Genomic DNA, 23,245 nt, shown 5'->3' with positions numbered 1-23,245 from the left:
GTTGCAAGGTGGACAAATTTTCGAGATGTCTGTAGGTATAGGGTGTCCAATAATTGAGCTTCATAGCCATTGGCCTTTATTAGACGCCCTATTATGAGGCAAATCTTGATACATAGGGCATAAATGGGCGTCGCGGTTACAGACAACTCGATTATTTGTCCAGTTCGGTAAGGTACGACGTCCTGCTATCGGAAGAGGGGCTCCCGTCCTCAAACGAAGCGTATGCGATGCCGCGTGTGTACACGCTATCGGAGGGGAATCTGGTAAGGTATCCGTTGCCTGTGGGGTAACAGTTTTCATCGGCGAAAGGCGGTCGCGGTGCTTACGATCGGTTGCCATCTATCCATAGCGAAGGGCTTTGCGGCGATGGGTGCCGACGCGCTCGATATCGGTGCGAACACCTTCGCGTTCTTTACGCGAAATCCGCGAGGTGGCAGCGTCCGTGCCCTCGATTTGGACGATGTGGCCCGGCTGCGAGCAATCATGGAGGAGCATAGCTTCGGTCGACTCGTTGCCCATGCTCCCTACACCTATAACCCCTGCTCTGCCAAGGAACATGCGCGGGAATTCGCTCTCCAGGCAATGCGCGAAGATCTGGAGCGGCTGGAGGCTTTGCCGGGAAACCTCTATAACTTCCATCCTGGATCCCATGTGGGACAAGGTGTGGAGCGCGGCATCGAGCTCATCGTCGACACGCTCTGCACGGTCATGGAACCCACCCAGCGCACGTGCGTGTTGCTAGAGACCATGGCGGGCAAGGGAACCGAGGTGGGCAGCAGGTTCGAGGAGCTCGCGCAGATCATCGAGGGCGTTTGTGTTCGCCGGCCAGAGCTTTCCGACCTGCTGGGAGTGTGCCTGGACACCTGCCACGTAAGCGATGCGGGATATGACATCATTCATGACCTCGACGGCGTGCTGGCCGAGTTCGACCGCGTGGTGGGGCTGGACCGTCTGAAGGCGGTTCACATCAACGATTCCAAGAATCCCTGCGGTGCCCATAAGGACCGTCATGCACGCATTGGGGAGGGATACCTGGGAGCCGTCGAGCTTGGCGGCGGTGAAGACGTCTTTGCTGCGATCGTTTCGCATCCCGCCCTGCGCGACCTGCCGTTCATTCTCGAGACGCCTAACGAGCTTGCTGGTTATGCGCGCGAGATCGAGCTGCTGCGCGGCTTGTCCGACGCCGCTTCTTGTGGCAAGTAGGGAGCCGTAATGGAGAAAGCGGATGCGCGGGGCGGCTGGAAGGTCGGCGTGCTCCTTGTCAATACGGGGTCGCCTGCGGCGCCTGAGTCCGAGGCGGTCCGGCGCTATCTGGCGGCGTTTCTCATGGACCCCTGCGTGCGCCCGCTGCCGGCTCCGATATGGTGGGCCATTTTGCATCTGTTCGTGCTGCCGGCACGTAAGCACGCATCGGCTCGCAAGTATCGCCTGATTTGGGAAGAAGATGGCTCGCCGCTTCTATCTCGCTGTGAACGCCTGGCCCGTCGTGTAGAGGACGAGCTCAAACGCCGACATTCAAAGATGGATGCGCCTGTGGTGCGTGCCGCCATGTCCTATGGGGAGCCGTCATGTGCCAGCGCGCTCGTGGAGCTGCGTGAGGCGGGTTGTGCTTGCCTCGTCGTCGTTCCGCTCTATCCTCAGAGTGCGATGTCGACCACCAAGGCGGCGCTGCGCGGTGTGCACCGGTCGCTCGCTAGGCTCGGATGGGCACCCGACCTCGTCGAGGTCAGCGAATATGCTTCGCGGTCGAGATATCTCGATGCCGTGGCGGAGAGCATAGCCGACGCGGGTTTTGACCCGTCGCGCGACTTCGTGCTCTTCTCTTTCCATTCCGTGCCGCTTGCCAATATCGAAAAGGGCGACACCTATGTGGAGCAGGTGAGGGCGACGTGCGACGGCGTCGCCGAGCGGCTTGGCCTTGCGGCGGGAGCATGGGACCTGGCGTTCCAGTCGCCCTTCGAGGACAACCGCACCTGGCAGGGGCCGTTTACGGCGGATGTCATCGCGCACCGAGCGCAAATTGCCCAGCGCACCTTTGTGGTCTGTCCCGGGTTTTCCGTCGACTGCCTGGAGACGCTCTACGATGTGGAACACGAGTTTCGTGCGTGTTTCCAGGCCACGGCAATGCCTGGTGCAGAGCTGATATACGTGCCGTGCCTCAACGATGGCGCGGCGCAGGTCGAGCTGCTCGCGTCCGTTGTCGAGGAACAGGGGATGGCGCGGGCATAGCTCGCAGATCGCACGGCGCTGTGCGGCGTTGCCGTGCGACCTGCCGTTTTAGTGCTATCAGGCAGCGGTGAGCATGCCAGCCTGCTCCTTGAGGCGCAGGACGCGCAGGACCTTCTCGTCGATGTCCTGCTGGGAAAGCGTGCCGTCGTTTACGGCTGCAAGCACACCGTTATAGGACACGCGCAGGTCCTGCGGCATGAGCAGGACGTCGCCTCCGGCCTGGAAGAACCTGACAGCCGCCTCCGCCGGTGCGTAGCGCTGGGTGATGGCGCCCATCGCAAACGAGTCCGAGACAATGACGCCCTCGAAGCCCAGGCTTCCGCGGAGCACGTCGTTCATCATGATGGGGGAGAGCGAAGCGGGCAGACCGTCCGCCGCATATCCGGGTGTTTCGATGTGTCCCACCATCACGAGTGGGCAGCCGGCGGCGATGGCCGCCCTGAACGGCTCGAGCTCGCAGGAATCGATTTCTTCGCGCGACCGCGTCGAGACGGCGGCGCCTGTGTGCGAGTCGCCCGCGGTGTCGCCGTGTCCGGGGAAATGCTTGACACAGGGCAGGGTTCCCGTGGCGAGCATCGCGGCGACCTCGGCCTCGACCATGCTTGCCACCAGAGCGGGATCGGAGCCAAACGAGCGCGGGCCGATCACGGTATTCTGGGGGTTGGTGAGCACGTCTGCCGAAGGGGCAAAGTCCAGATTGAATCCAATGTCTGCCAGGTAGGTTCCGATAGCCTCACCGACCTCTGCAGCCTTCGAAGTGTCTCCGGTCGCGCCGATCTGGGCCATGTTGGGGAAGGTCGGCACGTTGAACAGGCCGGAGTTCGCGACGCGCGCGACGAGCGTTCCGCCCTCCTCATCGACCGTGAGGAAGGGCGCGATGTGCGCTCCCGCCGCGCAGCAGAGCTCGCGCGTTCCGGACAGGAGGTCGCGCACCTGCTGGGCGCCGGTGAGGTTCTTGCTGAAATAGCAGAACCCGCCCACCGGCAGCTCGGCCAGGGCAGCCTCGGTGAGGCCGCCTGCGATGGTCGCGCGCTCGACGCCGGTCAGCGACTCGGGGGTGACGATGAACAGCTGGGCGACCTTTTGCTCGAGCGTCATGGTCGAAAGCAGGCGATCGGCGGTGGCCACGGGCGTCTCCTCGCGCGTGGGCTCGTCGGAGATCACGGGAACGTCCTCGCTGCCGGGGTCGGTGGTCTCCGGTTGCGGGCTCTCGGTGTTGCTTGGTGCCGTTGGAGTGCTCGGCTCCTTGGATGCGTTGCAGCCGCTCATGGCTGCAGCGCTTGCTCCGAAGGCGGCGGCAAGTCCGGCGGCGACCACGCCGCGCCTGGTGATCGACGTGCTGCTGAGCTTCGTCATGTTCATCTCCTAATTGGTTCGCAATGCGTCTAGCGGGGACGGTTACAGGGCGCTTCGATAGATTTCGCGCGCGTCGTCGAGCGTGAGCTCTTTGAACGACCCAAAGCGCTCGCCGCGGTTGATCGCAAGGCCCGGCATGAGCTTCTCGATGTCTTCCTCGGCGATTCCCAGCTCGCCGAGGGTGCGGGGCATGCCGAGGGATACGAAGAAGTCCTGCAGCTCGTCGATGGTGGCCTCGACGGCGTCGTGCACGGCGCGCTCGGGGGTGATCTCCTCGTCGATGTCGGACAGGTCGTCCAGCTCGGGATCGACGGGCTCGATGCCAAACACCTGGCGGCCGAACTCGAGGAAGCGCTCGGGGTGTTCACGCCACACGAAGCGCATCCAGGAGGGGAAGATGACGGCAAGTCCGGCGCCGTGGGTGATGGCGGGGTCGAGCGCGGAGAGCTCGTGCTCCAGCCCGTGGCAGGTCCAGTCGCCGTCACGCTTGCCCGGGATGCCCAGGCCGCACCCTGCAAGGCCGTTGTGGGCGAGCGTGCCCACCCACATGAGATTTGCCCGCGCGTCGTAGTCGCGGGGGTCGTCCATGACGCGCGGGGCGGCGTCGATGGCGGCACGGATGAGACCGCAGGCGATGTTGTCGGTCACCGGCACCGCCGGCTCTCCCGAGAAGAAGCGCTCCATGACATGGGAGATCATGTCCGTCACGCCCGCTGCGGTCTGGTAGGGAGGCAAGGTAAAGGTGAGCTCCGGGTCCAGGATGGCAAGCACGGGGCGGTTGAGGTCGGTGTTGATGCCGCACTTGAGCTGCTGTGCGTCGTTGTTGATGACACAGGAGTTCGACGCCTCCGAGCCCGATGCAGGAATGGTGAGGACGACTGCGACGGGCAGGCGGTCTGCTGGGACGGCTCGCTTTGCAAAGAAGTCCCAGACATCGCCGTCATAGCGGACGCCCAGGGCGATTGCCTTTGCGCAATCGATGGCCGAGCCGCCGCCCACCGGCAGCACGACGTCGACGGCTTCCGCACGAGCGAGCTCGATACCTTTGCGCACGAGCTCGACCTCAGGGTTGGGGCGAACGCCGCCAAGCTCCACGTAGCCGATGCCCGCCTGGTCAAGCGAGCGCTTCACGCGGTCGAGCGTTCCGGTGCGCACCACCGAGCCGCCGCCATAGACGATAAGGGCGCGTCGGAATCCCTCGGCGGCCACCTCTTCACCCGTTCGGTCGCATGCGCCGCGCCCGAATACGCATCGGGTGGGAGAGTAAAACGAGAAGTCGTTCATGGCCGCTCCTTAGCTGTTTGGTAGTTAGGCATTCTTACTCATCAAGATAGCGCAACCGTGCCGCTGCGACCGCCTGGCTGCGAATACAGGGACAGGGTTATAGGTTCGTTGAGGCTCGAGGCATTTGAGGCTGCCGAGGCTCGAGATGGCGCGTGTCGTGCCACCCGCGCGGGGCCAGATCGGGACGGTGCGCACCATGGCTGAGGCGCATGGGCCAAACGAGTAATACATGGTAAACTTTATACGTGACACATGAGGGGCGTCAGACGCGGTGATGTCCGTTTTGCCGCATGAAGGGATGTGGGGGCTGTGGGAGATGTGATTACGCCGGCAAATGCTCTGGTGGCCGTTATCGTGCTCGTTGCGCTGGTGGTGGGGGTGCGGCGTGCCGTCCGGGGCCTCACGAGGGGACAGAGCTGCTGCTCCGATGGCGCGCCTATGCCCTCGTCGCAGCGGGCGGAGGTCGCGGACACCGACTGCTCACACTATCCCTATGCCGAGGAGTTCCTTATTGGCGGGATGAGCTGCGAGGGGTGCGCCAGGCGTGTGGAAGGCGCCATAGATGCGCTCGGCGATGTCTGGGCGACGGTCGATCTTCGCGAACACACCGCGCGCGTTCTCGGCAAGACGCCGATCGACCGCCCTGCCGTCGAGGCCGCCGTCAAGGGGGCGGGCTACTACGTCATGAAGCCGTAGGTGGTTCGCGCGGCGTTATCGTCAGCACGGCACGACGGAGAGCTCGCGGATGTCGTCCAGGGCGATGACGGTGCGCACCACCGTGAGCTCGCGCTGTACAAGATCGATGCGCGCCACGCATCCGGTGAGCGTCGTGTAGGCGTCGCGGTCGTAGTAGGTCACGCGTACCATCTGCCCGCGACGCAGCTGGGAGATGGTGCTCGAAAGCGCGACAGCCTCCTCATCGGTGAGCTCGTGGCGCGGCTCCTTTACCCGTTCCTGCTGTCGGACGAGCTCGTAGTAGCCGCGCAGGGCTGCGAAGGGCATGAACTGGGCGGCGCGGTCTGCGCGCGGCCGTCCGCTGGCGGTACACCGCGGCGCAGAGCTGCGCGATGGCTCATGCATGGTGGCCTCCTACCTGTTCGTTGCGCTCGCGGCCGGTCGCCTTGTCGCGCAGGCTCACGCCGCGGATGAGCGCGTTTTTGCCAAACTTGTCTTTGACGGCAAGCACCGCTCGTTGTAGGTCACGCTCGCGCCCCTCCGCCTCCTGGTCGGTAAATAGGTCACAGGTCGCAAAGTCCTCGGGAAGCAGGTTGCCGAGCCCTACGTTGATGCGGCGTATGGTGCGGCGTGCGTCGACGGTCTCGCTCCAGAGCCGGTCGAACTCCTCCATGAGCTTGCGCAGCGAATTGGTGCGGACGGCAAGCTTGCGCGAGCCGCCTCCGTGCGCGCCTCCGCGGCCGCCGGCCCGCCTGGTGCCGTGCTCGCCCACGATATAGGAAGGCGCCGCGCTCAGCCGCGTCGTGCCCGTTTCGGTGCGCGCGGCATGGCCTCTGGCCCCGCCGCCAAAGCCGCGTTCTCCAGGGCTTTCTGCGCTCCAGTCGGCTGCGGCGCCGTGTCCGTATCCCACGTAGAGCGAAATGTGGTCGCATACCTGCTGTCGGTCCACCAGCTCCAGCACCGATGCGTCGACCATCTCCTTGAGCACGATGTGCGCGTCCTCATAGCGATAGTCCCTCGGCAGCACCTGGCCGTTCACGTAGGAGGTCTCGGTCGGCCGATAGGCCTGGATCTCGGCAATGGTCACTGGTTCGCGCCCGAAGGCATGGTCGATGAGATACTCCGCGTTCACCCCCAGCTCGTCGTAGAGCACGTCCTCGTTGAGCGCGGCCACGCCCATAAGGTCGTATACGCCGTGGGCGGCGAGTCGTGCGGCGATGCCTGGCCCGATGCCCCAGATGTCGGTGATGGGCCGATGTCTCCAGATCTGGCGGCGGAAGCTTTCTTCGTCGAGCTCTCCGATGTTGTCCGGTACGTGTTTAGCGGTGATGTCGAGTGCGACCTTGGCAAGGAAGAGGTTGGTGCCGATGCCTGCCGTGGCACAGATGGCCGTCTCTTTGCGCACGGCTTCCATGAGTCGCTTCGCGAAGGAGCGCGCGTCGGTGCCGTAGAGCTTGAGGTAAGGCGTCGCATCGATGAAGCATTCGTCGATGGAGTAGGGATGGATGTCCTGTGGGCTCACGTAGCGCAGGTAGATGCCATAGATGTTGGCCGATACCTCCATGTAGTGCCGCATGCGGGGTTTTGCCATGATGTAGGGGATGTCGTGAGGGATGTCGAACACGCGGCAGCGGTTGCGCACCCCGAGCGCCTTCATGGCGGGGGTGACGGCCAAGCATATGGTGGACTCGCCACGGGTGGGATCGGCGACCACGAGGTTGGTGGTAAACGGGTCAAGCCCGCGGTCGGCGCACTCGACCGACGCATAGAACGTCTTGAGGTCGATGCAGATGTAGGTCTTTGTCTCGTCGCGCTCCACGGGCCACCTCCTCGTGCCCCAAGTATACCCGAGCGACCGGACATATGTTCGACGACTCATGGAAACGACGAAGGAACAGCCCTTCGGCGGGCTGCTCGTCGCTCGTCTCTGGCTGCGCTAGAATAGAGACGCCTGCGCCGGCAGGCATGTTCTACGCATGTCGTTAGGAGGAACCATGTCAACTGTTCCCGCGCCGATCGATGCCACCGCTACTCCCGCCTGGGAGGCCTTGAAGCAGCATCACGCTCAGCTCGTCAAGGAGGGAATCGACCTCAAGGGTTGGTTCGCCGCAGACCCCGACCGCGTCAAGAAGCTCAGCTTCGAGGCGGGCGATTTGCACTTTGACCTTTCGAAGAACCTCATTACCGACGAGACGGTCAAGCTGCTGGCCGATCTGGGTCGCGCCGTGAACCTCGAGCAGCGCCGTGACGACATGTATGCCGGCGTGCATATCAACACCACCGAGGACCGCGCCGTGCTGCACACCGCGCTCCGTCGCCCCAAGGACGAGATCGGCTCCATCATCGTCGACGGCCAGGACGCCGTGAAGGACGTGCACGAGGTCCTCGACCGCATGTATGCCTTTGCCGAGAAGGTTCGCTCTGGCGAGTGGAAGGGCGTCTCGGGCAAGCGCATCGAGCATCTGGTGTCCATCGGCATCGGCGGCTCCGACCTCGGCCCGGTCATGGTCTATGAGGCGCTCAAGCCCTATGCGGATGCCGGCATCGACTGCCGCTACATCTCCAACATCGACCCCAACGACCAGGCCGAGAAGCTCAAGGGACTCGATCCCGAGACCACGCTCGTGATCATTGTGTCCAAGACGTTCACCACGCTCGAGACCCTCACCAACGCGCGCGAGGTCAAGGCCTGGATGCTCAACGCCCTCAAGGAGGCCGGCGCCATCGACGGCTCCGACGAGCAGAACGCCGAGGCGATCAAGAAGCACTTCGTCGCCGTTTCCACCGCGCTCGACCTGGTGGCCGACTTTGGTATCGACCCCGAGAACGCCTTCGGGTTCTGGAGCTGGGTCGGCGGTCGCTACTCCGTCGACTCCGCCGTGGGCCTCTCGCTCATCGTGGTGTACGGCCCCGAGCGCTTCCAGCAGTTCCTTGCCGGTTTCCATGCAATCGATGAATACTTCCAGAAGACCCCGCTCGAGGAGAACGTCGTCGCGCTCATGGGCCTCATGAACGTGTGGTACGTGAACTTCTTTGGTATGAAGAGCCACGCGGTGCTGCCCTATACGCAGTACCTGCATCGCTTCCCGGCCTATCTGCAGCAGCTCACGATGGAGTCCAACGGCAAGAGCGTGCGCTGGGATGGCACGCCCGTGACTTCGGGCACCGGTGAGGTGTTCTGGGGCGAGCCGGGCACCAACGGTCAGCATGCGTTCTACCAGCTCATTCACCAGGGCACGGAGGTTATCCCGGCCGACTTTATCGCTTTTGCGAACACGGCCAACCCGGCAAAGGACGGCGACCAGGACGTGCACGAGCTCTTCCTGGGCAACTTCCTGGCTCAGACGAAGGCCCTTGCCTTTGGCAAGACGGCCGACGAGGTGCGTGCAGAGGGTACGCCCGAGCAGATCGTTCCGGCGCGCGTGTTCACGGGCAACCGTCCCACCACGTCGATCTTCGGCGACACGCTGACGCCCTTCGCGCTGGGTGAGCTCATTGCGCTCTACGAGCACATCACGTTTGTTGAGGGCACGGTTTGGGGCATTGACTCCTACGACCAGTGGGGCGTTGAGCTGGGCAAGCAGCTTGCCAAGCAGATTACGCCTGCCTTCCACGACGACGAGGCGCTCGCTACCCAGGATGCATCCACGAAGGGCCTCATCGACTTCTACCGGAAGCATAGGAAGTAGTAGCTACCTATCGCGTTCATGCGAGGGGTATAGGGCGGGTGCGTTGCGCAGCAGGGTGTGGCGCACCCGCCTGTTTTGTCTAACGAGGCTGGCTGATGATGGGCGTTTTCCGTCAAATGCTTCCTACAAACGGATGGAAATGCCCGGTGAGCGGCTCAGTTTTGCCGCTTACGTAGGGGATTGTTTGAGGGTGGTTGTCTTTTATCGCATAGGGCATGACAATACGATATATATTGTATTGTCCTCCTGCGAATCAAAGGATCCGTCTCATGATTGAAGCAAACAGCGTTATTCCCTTGTATAAACAAATCGTGCATGCGCTTCGGGATGAGATAGCTGCTGGAACGTATCGAGCAGGGGACAAACTTCCAGCTGAGACCGAGCTCATGGAGGCGTTCGGCGTGAGCCGCATTACGGTGCGCTCGGCAATCAAGGAGCTCGAAGAGGCCGGCATGGTTGTTCGTGCGCGAGGCAAAGGAACGTTCATCTCGTCGAAAAAGCAGCTTATCGCCGCAAATGACCAAGAGAGCTTTTCTCGTTCGTGCCAGCTTGCTGGAAAGACCGCTTCTACCGAGGTGCTTGATCTTGCGTGGACTATCCCCACCTTTCGAGACGCTAAGTTTCTTGGCGTAGATGAAAACACAAAGGTGCTGCGGTCGCGCCGCTTGCGCTATGTTGATGGCGAGCCCACGCTGCTCGAAACAAACAGCTATTCCCGCACGCTTGCATTTTTGGAGCACGAGGATCTTAACGGATCGCTTATGGATGTGCTGAGTGAACACAATGTTGCTATGGGACGGAATATTCGTACGCTCGAGGTGTGTAGCGCAACTGACTATGAAGCGGAGTATCTCCACGTGGAGGTGGGGTCTCCCTTGTTGCTCTTTGTTGACAAGCGCTTTGACGCTCACGATGACCCGCTGTTTATATCTCGTCAGGTGTATTGTACGGAGCGACTCAAGTTTTATCTGTAGGGCAGAAGCGTCTTAAGCAACAGAAACAACCACATTACATGGGGGCATGGAGCGCCGATACGTTCCATGCCCCTTTTCTGATTCAGGCACAAATACCTTTTATGGGCTAATAGATACCGTTCACGGACGCATTACGTTAAGTTTGAGGCTCATCAGCGGTCCTCCACAACGGAATCGTATACTCAGCAGGACAATATAATACGTAATAATATTTTATAGGAGGACTATGAATCGGATACTGTTAGCGAGTCATGGACCGCTTGCACGCGGTATGAAAGAAACGCTCGCCTTTCTTACCGGGGAGAACCCCCGCATTGAGTGCATGTGTGCATACGTAGATGACAATTCGCGCGACGTTGCCAAGATGATTGATGCTTGGGATGCCTCACGCGAGGAGGGCGATTGGTGGATTGTTGTAACCGATGTGTTTGGCGGCTCGGTTAACAACGAATTCTTGCGTCGCGAGGCTTCTGGCTCATTTGCGCTGGTTGCCGGTATGAATCTAGCGTTGCTCGTTGAGCTTACGATGACGCTCGACTCGCTCGATGAAGCAAAGTTGGAAGCTGCGGTAGCGGCCTCTCGCGAAGCTACTCGTATCTGCCACATCAGTGAGGCGGCGACCGAAGATGAAGAGGACTTCTAGTCCTTATTGATGGCACAACTGTTATTTCGATTGGAGAGGTTATTGCCATGATTAAGCTGATGAGAGTTGACTACCGACTGATTCATGGTCAAGTTGCCATGGCGTGGACGCACACGATTGGTGCGGATTGCATCTTAGTTGCAGGAGATGCGATAGCTGCGGACGATATGCGCAAGGCGACGCTTCGGCTGGCTCGTCCCAGTGGAGTAAAGCTCGTCATCAAGGATATCGACAACGCTATTGCTGCACTGAAAAGCGGTGTGACGGAAAAGTACTCGCTGTTCATCATTGTTGAGTCTATTGAAGACGCATATCGCCTTGCAATGGGGTATGACGGCATCACTTCGATTAATTTGGGTGGCACACGTTCCACCGATGACACCAATCACCGTCTTGATACGGCGATTTTTGCTACGGATCATGACATCGAGATGCTCCGCGAGCTTTCCCAAAAGGGTGTGGAGATTGAGATACGTCAGGTTCCTACCGACGACAAGGTGGATGCTTCGAAGCTGCTGTAGCTCTTCAGATATTGGTAACCCATGAGGTAAACGCACGGGGCGCCTTTCGAGGCGCCCCGTTTCTGTAGAGGGGAGCGGTCTTGTTGCTCACGTGCTGATGGGGCCGCAAAATGCCTGTTCCGCTTCACGCGGGACGTGGAGGAAATCCGTTGGAGGCGGCTTGTTGCCGTTTACCGGTCAAAAACAACCGTCTGTCGCGTGTGCGGCGCATGCTCGATTTCATTCTTGCTTAATACATACTGCAATGTATTATAACGTTATAGGATGAACAGAGGGATCATCCACTAACGAAAGGGAGGAACAAGTATGTTCAACTTTGACGAGCCGCGCTACGAGAAAGTTGTGAGCGACGCCCTCGCACTCCGTCCGCAGATCGAGGCTGCGGTGGACGAAATCTGCGAGCAGGGCTATTCCAACATCTTCTTCATTGGTTGCGGCGGCACCTGGGCTCACACGCTGCCCATGAAGTATTGGGTTGACACCACCACCGCCGACATCGATGTTCACTGCGAGATTGCTGCCGAGTTCCTTGCATGCCCGCCCAAGGCGTTCTCCAAGGATTCGGTCTGCGTGTTCTCCACGCGCACCGGCACCACGCCCGAGATTATCGAGGCTGCCAAGTATTGCCAGGAGCAGGGTGCCCGTACCCTTATGTATGTCTCCAACGACAACACTCCTGCAACCGAGTATGCAAATTACAAGTTCTTCAGCTTTGCAGAGGACGACGTACTTTGCGAGGCTATCTACACCTATCAGATTACGCTCGTGGCACGTTTCCTGAAGAACGCGGGCGACTTCCCCAAGTACGACACCTTCATGGAAGAGTTCGGCCAGATCGCCCCGTATCTCATTAAGGCCAAGGAGGCCCAGGATGAGCGTTGCGCAGCCATGGCTGAGGACTTCAAAGACACTGATTACCACATGGTGATTGGCTCCGGCATGCTCTGGGGCGAGGCCTATGACTATGCCATGTGCATTCTTGAAGAGATGCAGTGGATCAAGACCAAGTCCATCCATGCGGCAGAGTTCTTCCATGGAACTATTGAGCTCTGCGAGGAGGGTACGAGCCTCATCATGCTCTATGGCGAGGACGATACGCGCAAGCTCATGGATCGCGTGGACAATTTCACCCACATGCTCGCCGACGAGAAGGACGTACACGTTCGTGTGAACAAGTTCGATACGTCTGAGGTCGAGCTTCCGTTCAGCGACCCAGAGTTCCGCAAGATTGTCTCCCCGATGGTCATCTACACCATCACTGAGCGTCTGAGCTGCCATCTCGAGGATGTTCGCAAGCATCCGCTCACCACGCGTCGTTACTACCACCAGATGAACTACTAAGCGCTTGGGGCGCCCAGCTTTGGGCGCCCACCCCTGCGCGTGTTTGATTAGGAGCTGATGAGATGCTAGTGCAATATATCTTGGTCGCTCTGGTTGCCTTTGTTGCATCGATGGATGAGCAGCTGTTTGGCATCACCATGCTTGGCCGTCCCCTGTTTACCAGCTTGTTTGTTGGTTTGATTTTGGGAGATGTCACAAACGGCGTTATCGTTGGCGCTGCGCTGGAGTCCATGTTCATGGGTGCCATCATGGTAGGCGCCGCTGTTCCGCCTGAAGTGTACGCATCCGGCGTGTTGGGTTGCGCATTCGCGCTTATTACGGGCACGGGTGCTGCCACCGCGGTTGCCTTGGCTCTTCCGGTCTCGGTGTTCCTTCAGGTTTGGCGAAACTTCTGCTATGCCGTTCCGGGAGCATTTGCATGCCGTAAAATCGAGGCTGCCGTTGAGAAGCATGAGCTTGCAAAGGCCAACCTCTATCATCTTACGATCGTTCCGCTTTCCATTGGTATTCCGTCTGCATTGCTGGTGTTCTGCTCGCTGTTCTTTGGCGCCGACCTTATCAACAATGCGCTGAATGCGATTCCGCAATTTGTGATGGATGGCCTCAACGTTGCTTCTGGTGTCATGGTGTGCGTTGGCTTTGCCCTGCTTATTCGTACTATGGGCGACAACAAACTGCTCCCTTGGCTGTTCCTGGGCTTCATCATGGTTATCTACCTGAGCATGGACGTCATTGGTGTCGCTGCCGCAGCCTTCTGCATCGCCGCCCTGTTCGTGTTCAACCAGGGCTCTGCCACCAAGGTAGCTGCTGAAGAAGAGGAGGATTTCTAATGGCAACACTTGAGAACAAGGGTGTCCAGACTTCCCCTTCCAAAACCTCTGAGGTCATGACGCCTGATATGTACCGCAGTATGTTCTGGCGCCAGTTCACCAGCCAGTGCTCGCAGTCGTACGACAAGATGATGGCAATGGGCTTCATGTACACCATCGAGAAGCCGCTGCGCAAGATCTATCCCAATGACGAGGATTACTATGCGGCCCTGGAGCGTCATACCGAGTTTTTCAATATCACGCCGCATGTGCTTCCCTTCGTAGCCGGCCTTACGGTTTCCATGGAGGAAGAAGCAGCTCGTGACAAGAACTTTGACACCTCTTCAATCAACGCCATGAAGGTTGGTCTGATGGGCCCGCTTTCCGGCATTGGCGATTCCTTCTACTGGGGCACGTTCCGCGTGGTTGCTGCTGGTATTGGTGTTGGCATCGCAGCGACGGGCAATCCCTTGGGCCCCATCGTGTACGCCCTGCTGTATTCGGCGGTCAACGTGATTACCCGCTTGATTCTTCCTCATATTGGTTACAACCTGGGTACTTCGTTTTTGCAGCAGTCGCAGGAGAACCATCTCATTGATCGTCTCACTCAGGCAGCTGGCATCTTGGGCATGACGGTTATCGGCGCCATGATTGCCTCGCAGGTGGCGCTCTCTACGTCGCTTGTGTTTAATGTCGGCGGATCAGAGATTGTCGTCCAAGACTTGTTTGATGCAATCTTCCCGGGCATTCTTCCGCTTGCCGCTACCTTCATTTGCGTGGCGCTGTACAAGCGCGGGGTGAAGACCATCTATATCATTATCGGCATCTTTGCCGTGTGCATTCTGGGTACGTTCTTGGGCGTGTTCAGCGCGGCATAACGGTTACGGCTTGCATGTTGCCTAACCTACTACGACCTTCTTAGCTGCAGATGGCCTCATGTCCAAGGATGTGAGGCCATCTTGCTCTCGCGTATGTTTGGGCGGCTGAACATGCGTGCAACGCCGTAGGGAGCAACGGGTTCTATGAATCATAAAGGGACATATGCTGTCATTGTGCAGCATAAGACATGACATACTAGGACGTTTTATCATAGCAACGCTTTGTGATATGTATGCCTGCAAAACGCCATACACAGACAAGGGGAGAGCATGAATATCAAGGCTATCGCACTCGATATCGACGGCACGCTTACCAACGACCAAAAGGTTATTACGCCGCGTACAAAAGAGACGCTGATGCGCGCTCAGAAAGCGGGCATCACGCTCATTCTGGCATCGGGCCGTCCCATCCAAGGTTTGCGCCGTCTTGCTCACGAGCTAGAGCTCGATAGCCATCACGGCATGCTTATTGCCTACAACGGCTCAGAGGTGCGCGATGCCTCCTCGGGCGAGCTCCTGTTCAACCAGGCTATTTCTGTTGAGGACGCGCGGGCGGTGCTGGAGCACATTCGCTCGTTCGATGTCATCCCGATGCTTGTTGACGGCGATCGGCTCTACGTTGAAGATGCGTACGATTGCACCATCTTCCATCGTGGAAAGCCCAAGAACATTATCAAGGATGAGCGCGATGCGTGCGACCTGCGCCTTCATGAAGTGCGGTCGTTGCTCGACTGGTGCATCACGCCGCAAAACAAAATCCTTACGGCGGGTACCGACACCTATCTTCAGGAGCACTACCGCGCTATGGAAGCACCCTTTGTGGGCCGCTTGAGCTGCATGTTTACCGCGGATTTTTACTTTGAATATACGGCGTGCAACGTCAACAAGGGCAATGCCCTCCTGCATGCTTTGCCCGAGCGCGGCATTGACCCTTCGGAGCTTGTGGCGTTTGGCGATGGGCAAAACGACCTGCCCATGCTGAAGCTTGCTGGCATGGGTGTTGCCATGGCAAATGCAAACGATGAGGTTAAAGCAGGTGCAAACATGGTCACCGGTTCGAATAACGACGACGGTATTGCTGCGGCGCTTGATCAGTTGCTTGCATAAGAACACCGCTTGACGCGTGTGCGCCCCTCCATAACGATATAATGGATTAACCCGTATTAATTGGGGCATAACCATGTATCGAAAAGGAGGGGCGTGCCATGGCGATTTCTACCAAACTTGATGAGACATCATCGACGCCGCTCTATGCACAAATCATGGCGGCCATCGTATCTGGGATTGACAGCGGCGAGTACAAGCCTGGTGACCGCATTCCCTCCGAAGAGAAGCTTATCGAGGCGTTTTCGGTGAGCCGTATTACGGTTCGCCGAGCCATTCGCGAGCTGGTGGCCGACGGACGCCTCGTCAAGCGTCCGGGTAAGGGCACCTATGTAAGCGAACCGCAGGTTAAAGCCAAGTTCACACAAGACAATGAGGTCAACAGCTTTACTATTGCGTGTGCGCAAAACGGCATGCTTGCAGGCGCCCATCTTATCTCGCTGACGGTTGTGCCGGGCATGGAGCAGGAGTGTTCCTTCTTTGGATTTGGTCCCGAGGGAAAGCTCTTGCGCATCGAGCGCGTTCGTACGGCAGATGGCGTGCCCATCATGGTGGAAGAGAACTACTTCCCCTATGAGCGGTATGCGTTTCTTGAGCAAGAAGGCCACGAGAACACATCGCTTTTTGCGGTCATCTTCGACCATCTGCATATGAAGCCCAGCCTGAAAGAGCCATGCACGCTCGATATCGAGAAGGCGTCAACTACTTTGGCGGCACACTTGGAGGTACCTTGCGGCGAGCCGCTCTTCCTGTATGTAGGCCGCTATTTTGACGATAACGGCGAGGCCATGTATCTAGGCAAGCAGCATATCGTGGGGTCGCGCTACACGTTCCGTATCTAGCGGTTGCCGGTCCGCCCCATATTGGCAACCCGTCATAACCCGTACTACCGTTTATCCCTGTTTTGATACCGTTTACGGAAAGGGATAGATTCCAGGTGGGTTCTATAATCTGCGAGCGATGCAAAACTTACCATATCTACCTGCGGTAATGTTATTTCATTTCCTATTTTAGGTTTTCGTCCAACGCCTATGTCCTAAATTGTCAGGTGGTCATAACCCGTAATAGATGATATAACGGGTTATGACAGGTTATACCGACTCGCAAGGAGAGGGCGGAAACATGGCGCACATCATCATCGCCTCGCATGGCGGACTCGCCGAAGGTATGGTCGATTCTATCGGCATGGTTGCGGGAGGTGCCGCAGACCGCATCGAAACCTACAGCCTTCATCCGGGCGAGAACCCCAACGACTTTTATGAGGCGATGCGCGAGCGCGTTGCTCATGACAGCGAGCAGTACATCATCATGTGCGATATCAAGGGCGGCAGCGTTCACAATGCCCTTTTCCGTCTTACCGAGTTCCCCAACGTTGTTGTATTCGCAGGCGTGACGCTTGCTATGGCGCTCGAAGTTGTTCTGACGGTTCAGGATCGTCTTGAGCCCGATGCAGCAGAGCGCGTTCTCGATGCCGCGCGTGCGGGCGTCACCGTTTCGTTTGGTGGCGCGCTTCCGACTGACGAAGCGGAAGACGAGGAATTTTAGCTTCAAGCCGCGCGAGGGGCGCGGTTGCAAGGGAAAGGGGAGGCTCATGATTAAGCTTCTGCGTGTCGACCATCGTTTGCTCCACGGACAGGTTGCTGTGTCCTGGAAAAGTGCGCTCGACATCGACTGCATCCTGGTGGCAAACGACAAGGTTCCGGGCGACGCATTCCGTAAGTCTGCCATCAAGATGGCTAAGCCGGCAGACACGAAGCTTGTTATCAAGACCATCGATGATTCCATCGCGGCAATCACAAGCGGCGTCACCGACAAGTACAAGCTGCTTGTTGTGGTGGAGTCCATTGCCGACGCTGCTCGCCTGTGCCGCGCCTGCGGCATCAAGCAGCTCAACCTCGGCGGAACCAAGGCAACCCCCGAGACGCGCAGCCTTTCCAAGGCTGTGAATGTCACCGAGGATGAGACGGCGCTTCTGCGCGAGCTTATCGCCGAGGGCGTGGATGTCGAGATTCAGATGGTTCCCGACGATAGCCCGGTCAAGGCGGAGCGCGTTCTCTAAAGCAGCCTCGCAGGCGAATCTAGCACACAAATCCATAGATGCGTAAGCCCCGCATGCCGGGCTCGATACACCCGTTCAGTTTTTCGCTCAGCGGGAAGGGACTTTTGTGCGCAAATTCGCCCATACATCGGTCACCGCGACGCTGGTCAAGCCATGCGTTCGGGAAGATACGGCGGTCTAGCTACAGGTGCTAGACCAAGAAGGAAGGAGTGGAGATGTTAGTCCAAGCGATTTTGCTCGGCCTCGTCGCCATGCTCGGCAACGCTGAGTACCTGTTGGGTACCAGCTGCCTCTCCCGTCCCCTGGTTATGGGTGCTCTCACGGGCATCATCATGGGGGATATTCCCACCGGCGTGACGCTGGGTGCCACGTTGGAGCTCGCCTTTATGGGTTCGTTCTCCATCGGTGCGAGCATTCCTCCCGAGATGATCTCGGGCACGGTGCTGGGTACGGCCTTCACCATCTCGACGGGTTCGGGGCTGGAGACGGCGCTCACTATCGGCATTCCTGTGGCATCGCTCGTCCTTATCGTAAAGAATGTCGGCATGGTCTTCATTCTGCCGCCGTTTGTGCACAAAGCCGATGACTATGCGGCCAAGGGTGACATGAAGGGCGTCGCTCGCATGCATTTCCTGGGCGGCTTCTTTGGCGTGAACCTCATCATCGGCCTGTGCGTGGCAATCGGCTTCTACGCAGGCGGCCCTGCTGTCCAGGCACTGCTCGACATCATTCCTGAGTGGGTTTCCAACGGTCTGCAGATCACCATGGGCCTGCTGCCCGCCATCGGCTTCGCGCTGCTGCTCAACATGATTATGAACAAGAAGGTTGCCTGCTTCTTCGTGCTTGGCTTTGCACTCTCTGTATATCTCGGTATCCCCACTACTGGCGTTGCCATCTTTGGCGCGGTCGCCGCGATTGTGCTCAGCCAGCTCCAGCATGCTGGCTCCACGCAGGTAGCTCTCGAGGGAGGTATGGACGATGACGACGAAGACTTCTAATGCGGTTGAGTCCGCGGCTTCGGGCGAGAAGAAACTCACCAAAAAAGATCTCAACAAGGTTGTCCTGCGCTCGCTGGGCATGGAGTGGGACTGGAACTACGAGCGGCAGATGAACATGGCATTTTGCTACAGCATGCTGCCGGTGATCAAGAAGCTCTATGACAAGCCCGAGGATCGTATCGACGCCATGAAGCGCCACCTCGAGTTTTTCAACACCACCCCTCAACTCTCCACGCTCATCCTCGGCATCACTGCCGCAATGGAGGAGACTGCTGCCAACGACCCTTCGTTCGACAAGGAGAGCATCTCCAACGTCAAGGTCTCGCTCATGGGTCCTTTGGCGGGCATCGGCGACTCCTTCATCTGGGGAACACTGCGCATCATTGCTACCGGCGTTGGTGTGTCGCTGGCGAGCCAAGGCAACATTTTGGGTCCGTTGCTCTTCCTCCTCATCTTCAATGTCCCTGCACAAGGTCTGCGTTACTACCTCATGCATATGGGCTACAAGCTGGGTAGCGGCTTCCTGCAGAAGATTCAGGAGAACGGTCTCATGGAGACCCTCACCTATGGCGCATCGGTGCTCGGCCTCATGGTGATCGGTTCCATGACCGCGGGCAACGTCGCGGTGAATGTGCCGCTCGTCATTGGCGAGGGAGATGCCGCGACCACGTTTGGCGATATCTGCAACACCATCATGCCTGGTCTGCTGCCCCTCGCTTTCACACTGTTCATCTACTACCTGGTGAGCAAGAAGAACGTCAAGACCACCACCTTGCTGCTGCTGTTGGTTGCCGTGGGTCTGGTCGGCTCGTTCTTTGGCATCCTGGGCGTCTAGGCGTCTGACCCATTCTGGCGGCGCGGGAGCACCGGAAGGTTCCCGTCCCGCGCCGTTTCGCGGCGCCGCAACGCATTTTTGTCCTGCACGCCGCATTCGAATTCACATCTTGAGAGACTTTTTTGATTCGTAAGGAGCTTAACTGTGTCTGATATGGTCAATTTCAATATGCAGAAGAAGGTCGACAGCGTGAACGGCGCCCTTGCCTTGCGCCCCCAGATCGAGCAGATCGTTGACGGCATCTGCGAGAAGGGCTACCGCAATATCTGCTGGATGGGCATCGGCGGCACCTGGGCGAGCGCCATGCAGGCGACGGTGCATATGAAGCAGTACTCGGGAATCGAGGTCTGGGCGGAGAACGCCGCCGAGTACCTCACCACCGGCAACAAGCGTATCGGCGAGGGCACCGTTGTGGTGACTTCTTCGGTCACCGGCAGCACGGTCGAGGTCGTCGAGGCCATCCGCAAGGCCCAGGCCGCTGGAGCTGAGGTAATCGGCTTCATCGACCGTCCCGAGACCGAGCTTGCCAAGATGGTCGACCACGAAATCGCCTACGACGAGAACGAGCAGCTCAAGTTTTTCATGGTGGCGGACCGCTTCATGAAGAATGCCGGCGATTTCGACCAGTACGACGCCCAGTACGCCAACTACGACGCACACCTGGCCCAGGCCCTGGTGGACGTCGAGTGCGCAGCCGACGAGTTCGCCGCCGCCTTTGCCAAGAAGCACTGCGAGGACGAGATGCACTACTTCGTGGGCGCGGGCAACCAGTGGGGTGCCACCTACTCCTACGCCATGTGCTACTGGGAGGAGCAGCTGTGGATGAAGACCAAGTCCATCACTGCGCCCGAGTTCTTCCACGGCATGTTCGAGATCGTGACCAAGAACACGCCTGTCACCATCTACGTGGGCGAGGACGCCCAGCGCCCGCTCTCCGAGCGCGTGGTGCGTTTCATCCCGCGCATCTGCGCGAACTACACGGTGATCGACACGAAGGACTACGAGCTCGCTGGTATCGAGACCGAGTTCCGCGGTGACATCTCGCACCTCGTGATGCACGCCGTGAACAATCGCATCGACGTGCACATGGAGATCGAGACGCGCCATCCCATGGAGATCCGCCGCTACTATCGTCAGCTCGACTACTAACAATCACGTTTGAGCAATGTGCCGCGCGAGGCCTCAGGGTCTTCGCGCGGCGTAGGCGGGAGGTGCGGCATGGACCGGAAGATGACCATGCTCGATTACATTGACGAGGCCCCCTCGGTAGCGCGCGCGAACATCATTCGGCGTGACGAGCTTGTCGGACCGGTGGTGGAGCTTTGCAAGAACGGGGTGCCGCGGCGTATCGTGCTTGTGGCCTCGGGCTCATCATACAATGCGTGCATGTGCGCGATGCCATTCATGCAGTCCTGCTTGGGTGCGGCTTGCGCGCTACGGCTCGTGACGCCGTTTGCGCTCACGTATTACGAGCATGACCTCACGCCGGACGACTTGGTGCTCGTGGTGACGCAGAGCGGCCTCTCTACCAACGCGATTGAGGCGCTCGATGCCCTGCGTGTCCGCGGCCTTCGCGCCGCGTGTCTTACGGGCAACGTGGAGAGCGACGTGCGCGACCATGCGGATACGGTCATTGACTACGGCGTGGGCGAGGAGCTCGTTGGATACGTGACCAAGGGCGTCACAACGCTTACGGTGTTTTTAATGCTGCTCGCGGCACGTCTGGGAGCGTGCGAGGAGCGTGTGAGTGAAATCGAGGGCGCCCTTGGCGTGGCCGAGGCCGTTCGTGCTGCGGCCGATCCCTTCTACGAACAGCACATCAAGCGCTTTACGGGTATGGACGTATGTTATTGCTGCGGGACTGAGCCCACGCGCGGCGTGGCCCGCGAAGGCGCTCTCAAAATCGGTGAGACGGTGCATATTCCCTGTCCGGCATACGAGGTTGAAGAGTATATTCATGGGCCCAACCTCCAGCTGACGCCTTCCTACACCTGCCTCTTTTTTGATGCGGGCGACGAGGCCTCTGCACGGGTGGAGCGAGTGTGGAGGGCAACCTGCGAGGTCACTGACAGCGCATTTCTGGTGACGCCGCATTCTCTCGCTGGGTCCGACGGACGCGTCCTCGTCACGCCGCCGCTGCCCACACCCGATGTCGCTTCCCTTGCGTACCTGCCGTTCATTCAGTTGTTGAGCTATCGGGTGAGTACTGCTTTGGGAGGCACGCGCCAGCATCCGCTTATGAGGAGGTTCAAGGCGGTTGCCGCGGCCAAAACAGGGCATTTCGTCAATTACGACGAGGACGATTGATACAATGCCACTACCGTGATGGATGGCCCCACAGCTGCGGGGTTCATTCATATAAAGGCAACATGAAGTAAGGGGGCATGGCTGTGCCGTTTCCGTATCAGGCCGTCATCTTTGACATGGACGGCGTCATCGTCGACACCGAGCTGTACTACTGGAACCAGATTCGAGACTTCTCCGAAGCGTTCGGGCTGGGCCTGACCGTGGACGACCTCAACAAGCAGGTGGGGCAGTCCCACCAGGCTTTCCAGCGCAGCGTCGCCCGTTGGCTCAAACAGGGCGGCAGGGGAGACTACACCCCCGAGGAGGCCGAGCGCGTCTATGACGATTGGGCCCGCGACCTGCCGAAAGACTATCGTGCCCTGATGAACCCGGGAGTGGGCTCCACCATCGAGGCACTGAAGGGCATGGGCGTGCGCGTCGCCCTGGCCTCGTCTTCTCCTCGCCGCAACATCGATGCCGCGCTCGCGGAATGCGGCCTTACAGACGCTTTCGAGCTCATCGTATCGGGTGCCGACTTCAAGGAGAGCAAGCCCAATCCCGAGATCTACCTGCATACCATCGAGGCGCTGGGGCTGCCTGCGGAGAAGTGCTGCTGCATCGAGGACTCCGTTCCGGGCATTACTGCCGGCAAGCGCGCCGGCCTCACCGTGATTGCCAAGCGCGAGGAGCGCTTCGGCTTCTCGCAGGACGCCGCCGACATCATCATCGACCAGATTCCGGACGTGTTGTCGATCGCATAGAGGGGCTATCGACCTGCTCGGGGCCGGCGAACCCGGTTCCGAGATATTGTGGGCGACGCGGACCTAATGCATGTGGAGGGGCGGAGGCCATACGCCCCTCCTTCTTTGACCAAGATGAAGGCATGACGCGCCGGTCTCCCGACAAATCAAGCTTGATGGTCCAAAGTGTTCGGCACGTTTATGCTGGTTGGACTTTTTGATACATCGCTATGTAAAGTAATCGCAGTTTATCACGTCGAGCGCGTAAAGAATATACATGGTGTGAGAGGGCCAGCGGGCGCCGTCCCTCCGAAGCCGCCCCGAAGTGTGCAAAAAATCGATTTGTCGGTCAACTTAAGGTGGCGCAGGGAGGACGCATAAAGAAAACCCGAGGATGCTGTTGAGATATATTCTCAATAAATGTGATGGGGCATGTGTATAAGCCATCTCATTGACCGACAAATCGATTTTTTGCACAGAATTCGCGCGCTGCGAACGAGAAGCTTTTCTCCAGCTCGATCTGGAGCACATTCTTATCCAGAATCAATCCATTCTTATGCATTTTGATGGAGTGTCTCCCTTTATTGAGTGTTTGCGGCCCGTCGGGCAAGATGTCGGACGTGGCGACTCGGGAACGCGCCGATGTCGACGCTGGTTCCTAGCGCAAGAGGCCTATGCTGCATGAAAAGCTTCTTGCGTGTTTCAAGCGGGCGCCCATATCCGAAGCGCGTCGGGGGCGTGTCGGGCAACGCATATAAGGCGGCCGGCACGTCGTTCTCATTGACGCGCCGGCCACCCCATTATGCCGTGCAATCCGAGAGCGT

23 protein-coding genes are annotated in these 23,245 nt (G+C 59.0%); 19 read left to right on the top strand and 4 right to left on the bottom strand.

Going from position 1 to position 23,245, the window contains the following annotated elements; translation table 11 throughout:
* The first annotated feature begins 318 nt into the window (after positions 1-318).
* Together B5F33_RS05985 and hemH are read left to right on the top strand one after the other, a co-directional pair.
* Positions 319-1,203, top strand: a complete 885-nt coding sequence (locus B5F33_RS05985; RefSeq protein WP_087410892.1) for a deoxyribonuclease IV — start codon at positions 319-321, stop codon at positions 1,201-1,203.
* 9 nt (positions 1,204-1,212) lie between these two features.
* Positions 1,213-2,229, top strand: a complete 1,017-nt coding sequence (gene hemH / locus B5F33_RS05980; RefSeq protein ID WP_087410891.1) for a ferrochelatase — start codon at positions 1,213-1,215, stop codon at positions 2,227-2,229.
* A 57-nt stretch (positions 2,230-2,286) separates the two neighbouring features.
* On the opposite strand, the gene B5F33_RS05975 is transcribed toward hemH, so the two are convergent.
* Entirely contained in the window at positions 2,287-3,585 is a 1,299-nt protein-coding gene (locus B5F33_RS05975; RefSeq protein WP_087410890.1) for a glycoside hydrolase family 3 protein, read from the bottom strand.
* A gap of 42 nt (positions 3,586-3,627) precedes the next feature.
* A complete protein-coding gene (locus B5F33_RS05970) occupies positions 3,628-4,869 on the bottom strand; it encodes an iron-containing alcohol dehydrogenase (RefSeq protein ID WP_087410889.1) in 1,242 nt (413 codons plus the stop codon).
* 309 nt (positions 4,870-5,178) lie between these two features.
* Between B5F33_RS05970 and B5F33_RS05965 the strand changes: the two genes are divergently transcribed.
* The gene (locus tag B5F33_RS05965; RefSeq protein ID WP_204214425.1) at positions 5,179-5,565 is read left to right on the top strand and encodes a heavy metal-associated domain-containing protein; all 387 of its coding nucleotides are present in this window, start codon (positions 5,179-5,181) and stop codon (positions 5,563-5,565) included.
* A gap of 21 nt (positions 5,566-5,586) precedes the next feature.
* Here the strand turns inward: B5F33_RS05965 and B5F33_RS05960 are convergent, their stop codons facing one another.
* Entirely contained in the window at positions 5,587-5,949 is a 363-nt protein-coding gene (locus B5F33_RS05960) for a YolD-like family protein (RefSeq protein ID WP_087410888.1), read from the bottom strand.
* On the bottom strand, positions 5,942-7,363 hold the full coding sequence (locus B5F33_RS05955; protein ID WP_239284878.1) for a DNA repair protein: 1,422 nt from the start codon (positions 7,361-7,363) through the stop codon (positions 5,942-5,944). The genes B5F33_RS05960 and B5F33_RS05955 overlap by 8 nt, the downstream gene beginning before the upstream one ends.
* Positions 7,364-7,538: 175 nt before the next feature.
* Between B5F33_RS05955 and pgi the strand changes: the two genes are divergently transcribed.
* The 16 genes from pgi to B5F33_RS05875 all read left to right on the top strand — a co-directional run bounded on the left by pgi (position 7,539) and on the right by B5F33_RS05875 (position 22,442).
* A complete protein-coding gene (gene pgi / locus B5F33_RS05950) occupies positions 7,539-9,233 on the top strand; it encodes a glucose-6-phosphate isomerase (protein ID WP_087410886.1) in 1,695 nt (564 codons plus the stop codon).
* 269 nt (positions 9,234-9,502) lie between these two features.
* Positions 9,503-10,207: a GntR family transcriptional regulator gene (locus tag B5F33_RS05945; protein WP_087410885.1), complete on the top strand. Its 705-nt coding sequence runs from the start codon at positions 9,503-9,505 to the stop codon at positions 10,205-10,207.
* Positions 10,208-10,433: 226 nt separating this feature from the next.
* Positions 10,434-10,850: a hypothetical protein gene (locus B5F33_RS05940; protein ID WP_087410884.1), complete on the top strand. Its 417-nt coding sequence runs from the start codon at positions 10,434-10,436 to the stop codon at positions 10,848-10,850.
* Between the two features lie 47 nt (positions 10,851-10,897).
* A complete protein-coding gene (locus B5F33_RS05935; RefSeq protein ID WP_087410883.1) occupies positions 10,898-11,371 on the top strand; it encodes a PTS sugar transporter subunit IIB in 474 nt (157 codons plus the stop codon).
* A gap of 306 nt (positions 11,372-11,677) precedes the next feature.
* Positions 11,678-12,712 (top strand): SIS domain-containing protein, encoded by a 1,035-nt coding sequence (locus B5F33_RS05930; protein ID WP_087410882.1) that lies wholly within the window; start codon positions 11,678-11,680, stop codon positions 12,710-12,712.
* 62 nt (positions 12,713-12,774) lie between these two features.
* The gene (locus B5F33_RS05925) at positions 12,775-13,542 is read left to right on the top strand and encodes a PTS sugar transporter subunit IIC (RefSeq protein WP_087410881.1); all 768 of its coding nucleotides are present in this window, start codon (positions 12,775-12,777) and stop codon (positions 13,540-13,542) included.
* The gene (locus B5F33_RS05920) at positions 13,542-14,399 is read left to right on the top strand and encodes a PTS system mannose/fructose/sorbose family transporter subunit IID (RefSeq protein ID WP_087410880.1); all 858 of its coding nucleotides are present in this window, start codon (positions 13,542-13,544) and stop codon (positions 14,397-14,399) included. The genes B5F33_RS05925 and B5F33_RS05920 overlap by 1 nt, the downstream gene beginning before the upstream one ends.
* A 270-nt stretch (positions 14,400-14,669) precedes the next feature.
* A complete protein-coding gene (locus B5F33_RS05915; protein WP_087410879.1) occupies positions 14,670-15,506 on the top strand; it encodes a Cof-type HAD-IIB family hydrolase in 837 nt (278 codons plus the stop codon).
* Positions 15,507-15,604: 98 nt separating this feature from the next.
* Positions 15,605-16,345, top strand: coding sequence for a GntR family transcriptional regulator (locus B5F33_RS05910; RefSeq protein ID WP_087410878.1), 741 nt, complete (start codon positions 15,605-15,607; stop codon positions 16,343-16,345).
* A 280-nt stretch (positions 16,346-16,625) separates the two neighbouring features.
* On the top strand, positions 16,626-17,048 hold the full coding sequence (locus B5F33_RS05905; RefSeq protein WP_158095318.1) for a PTS sugar transporter subunit IIA: 423 nt from the start codon (positions 16,626-16,628) through the stop codon (positions 17,046-17,048).
* A gap of 46 nt (positions 17,049-17,094) precedes the next feature.
* Positions 17,095-17,562 carry a PTS sugar transporter subunit IIB gene (locus B5F33_RS05900; RefSeq protein WP_087410876.1) on the top strand — a complete coding sequence of 156 codons (468 nt, stop codon included), beginning with the start codon at positions 17,095-17,097 and terminating at the stop codon, positions 17,560-17,562.
* A gap of 215 nt (positions 17,563-17,777) precedes the next feature.
* Positions 17,778-18,560 (top strand): PTS sugar transporter subunit IIC, encoded by a 783-nt coding sequence (locus tag B5F33_RS05895; RefSeq protein WP_087410875.1) that lies wholly within the window; start codon positions 17,778-17,780, stop codon positions 18,558-18,560.
* Positions 18,541-19,395 (top strand): PTS system mannose/fructose/sorbose family transporter subunit IID, encoded by an 855-nt coding sequence (locus B5F33_RS05890; protein ID WP_087410874.1) that lies wholly within the window; start codon positions 18,541-18,543, stop codon positions 19,393-19,395. The genes B5F33_RS05895 and B5F33_RS05890 overlap by 20 nt, the downstream gene beginning before the upstream one ends.
* Before the next feature lie 153 nt (positions 19,396-19,548).
* A complete protein-coding gene (locus B5F33_RS05885; protein WP_087410950.1) occupies positions 19,549-20,544 on the top strand; it encodes an SIS domain-containing protein in 996 nt (331 codons plus the stop codon).
* 69 nt (positions 20,545-20,613) lie between these two features.
* Entirely contained in the window at positions 20,614-21,702 is a 1,089-nt protein-coding gene (locus B5F33_RS05880; RefSeq protein ID WP_087410873.1) for an SIS domain-containing protein, read from the top strand.
* A gap of 77 nt (positions 21,703-21,779) precedes the next feature.
* Entirely contained in the window at positions 21,780-22,442 is a 663-nt protein-coding gene (locus B5F33_RS05875) for an HAD family phosphatase (RefSeq protein WP_087410872.1), read from the top strand.
* Positions 22,443-23,245: the final 803 nt, after the last annotated feature.

The organism is Collinsella sp. An2, from assembly GCF_002160065.1.
In the GTDB taxonomy this organism is placed as follows: Bacteria; Actinomycetota; Coriobacteriia; order Coriobacteriales; family Coriobacteriaceae; genus Limicola.
The sequence above is the reverse complement of the archived record's forward strand: the minus strand, read 5'-3'. Positions and strand labels throughout refer to the sequence as shown.

What these genes read in the sequence shown, in the direction of transcription:
- B5F33_RS05925 (WP_087410881.1), top strand. Translation starts at nt 12,775, where the DNA reads ATGCTAGTGCAATATATCTTGGTCGCTCTGGTTGCCTTTGTTGCATCG.
- B5F33_RS05885 (WP_087410950.1), top strand. Translation starts at nt 19,549, where the DNA reads ATGGTCAATTTCAATATGCAGAAGAAGGTCGACAGCGTGAACGGCGCC.
- pgi (WP_087410886.1), top strand. Translation starts at nt 7,539, where the DNA reads ATGTCAACTGTTCCCGCGCCGATCGATGCCACCGCTACTCCCGCCTGG.
- B5F33_RS05895 (WP_087410875.1), top strand. Translation starts at nt 17,778, where the DNA reads ATGTTAGTCCAAGCGATTTTGCTCGGCCTCGTCGCCATGCTCGGCAAC.
- B5F33_RS05910 (WP_087410878.1), top strand. Translation starts at nt 15,605, where the DNA reads ATGGCGATTTCTACCAAACTTGATGAGACATCATCGACGCCGCTCTAT.
- B5F33_RS05935 (WP_087410883.1), top strand. Translation starts at nt 10,898, where the DNA reads ATGATTAAGCTGATGAGAGTTGACTACCGACTGATTCATGGTCAAGTT.
- B5F33_RS05920 (WP_087410880.1), top strand. Translation starts at nt 13,542, where the DNA reads ATGGCAACACTTGAGAACAAGGGTGTCCAGACTTCCCCTTCCAAAACC.
- B5F33_RS05905 (WP_158095318.1), top strand. Translation starts at nt 16,626, where the DNA reads ATGGCGCACATCATCATCGCCTCGCATGGCGGACTCGCCGAAGGTATG.
- B5F33_RS05940 (WP_087410884.1), top strand. Translation starts at nt 10,434, where the DNA reads ATGAATCGGATACTGTTAGCGAGTCATGGACCGCTTGCACGCGGTATG.
- hemH (WP_087410891.1), top strand. Translation starts at nt 1,213, where the DNA reads ATGGAGAAAGCGGATGCGCGGGGCGGCTGGAAGGTCGGCGTGCTCCTT.
- B5F33_RS05915 (WP_087410879.1), top strand. Translation starts at nt 14,670, where the DNA reads ATGAATATCAAGGCTATCGCACTCGATATCGACGGCACGCTTACCAAC.
- B5F33_RS05890 (WP_087410874.1), top strand. Translation starts at nt 18,541, where the DNA reads ATGACGACGAAGACTTCTAATGCGGTTGAGTCCGCGGCTTCGGGCGAG.
- B5F33_RS05975 (WP_087410890.1), bottom strand. Translation starts at nt 3,585, where the DNA reads ATGACGAAGCTCAGCAGCACGTCGATCACCAGGCGCGGCGTGGTCGCC.
- B5F33_RS05900 (WP_087410876.1), top strand. Translation starts at nt 17,095, where the DNA reads ATGATTAAGCTTCTGCGTGTCGACCATCGTTTGCTCCACGGACAGGTT.
- B5F33_RS05875 (WP_087410872.1), top strand. Translation starts at nt 21,780, where the DNA reads ATGGCTGTGCCGTTTCCGTATCAGGCCGTCATCTTTGACATGGACGGC.
- B5F33_RS05970 (WP_087410889.1), bottom strand. Translation starts at nt 4,869, where the DNA reads ATGAACGACTTCTCGTTTTACTCTCCCACCCGATGCGTATTCGGGCGC.
- B5F33_RS05880 (WP_087410873.1), top strand. Translation starts at nt 20,614, where the DNA reads ATGGACCGGAAGATGACCATGCTCGATTACATTGACGAGGCCCCCTCG.
- B5F33_RS05945 (WP_087410885.1), top strand. Translation starts at nt 9,503, where the DNA reads ATGATTGAAGCAAACAGCGTTATTCCCTTGTATAAACAAATCGTGCAT.
- B5F33_RS05930 (WP_087410882.1), top strand. Translation starts at nt 11,678, where the DNA reads ATGTTCAACTTTGACGAGCCGCGCTACGAGAAAGTTGTGAGCGACGCC.
- B5F33_RS05960 (WP_087410888.1), bottom strand. Translation starts at nt 5,949, where the DNA reads ATGCATGAGCCATCGCGCAGCTCTGCGCCGCGGTGTACCGCCAGCGGA.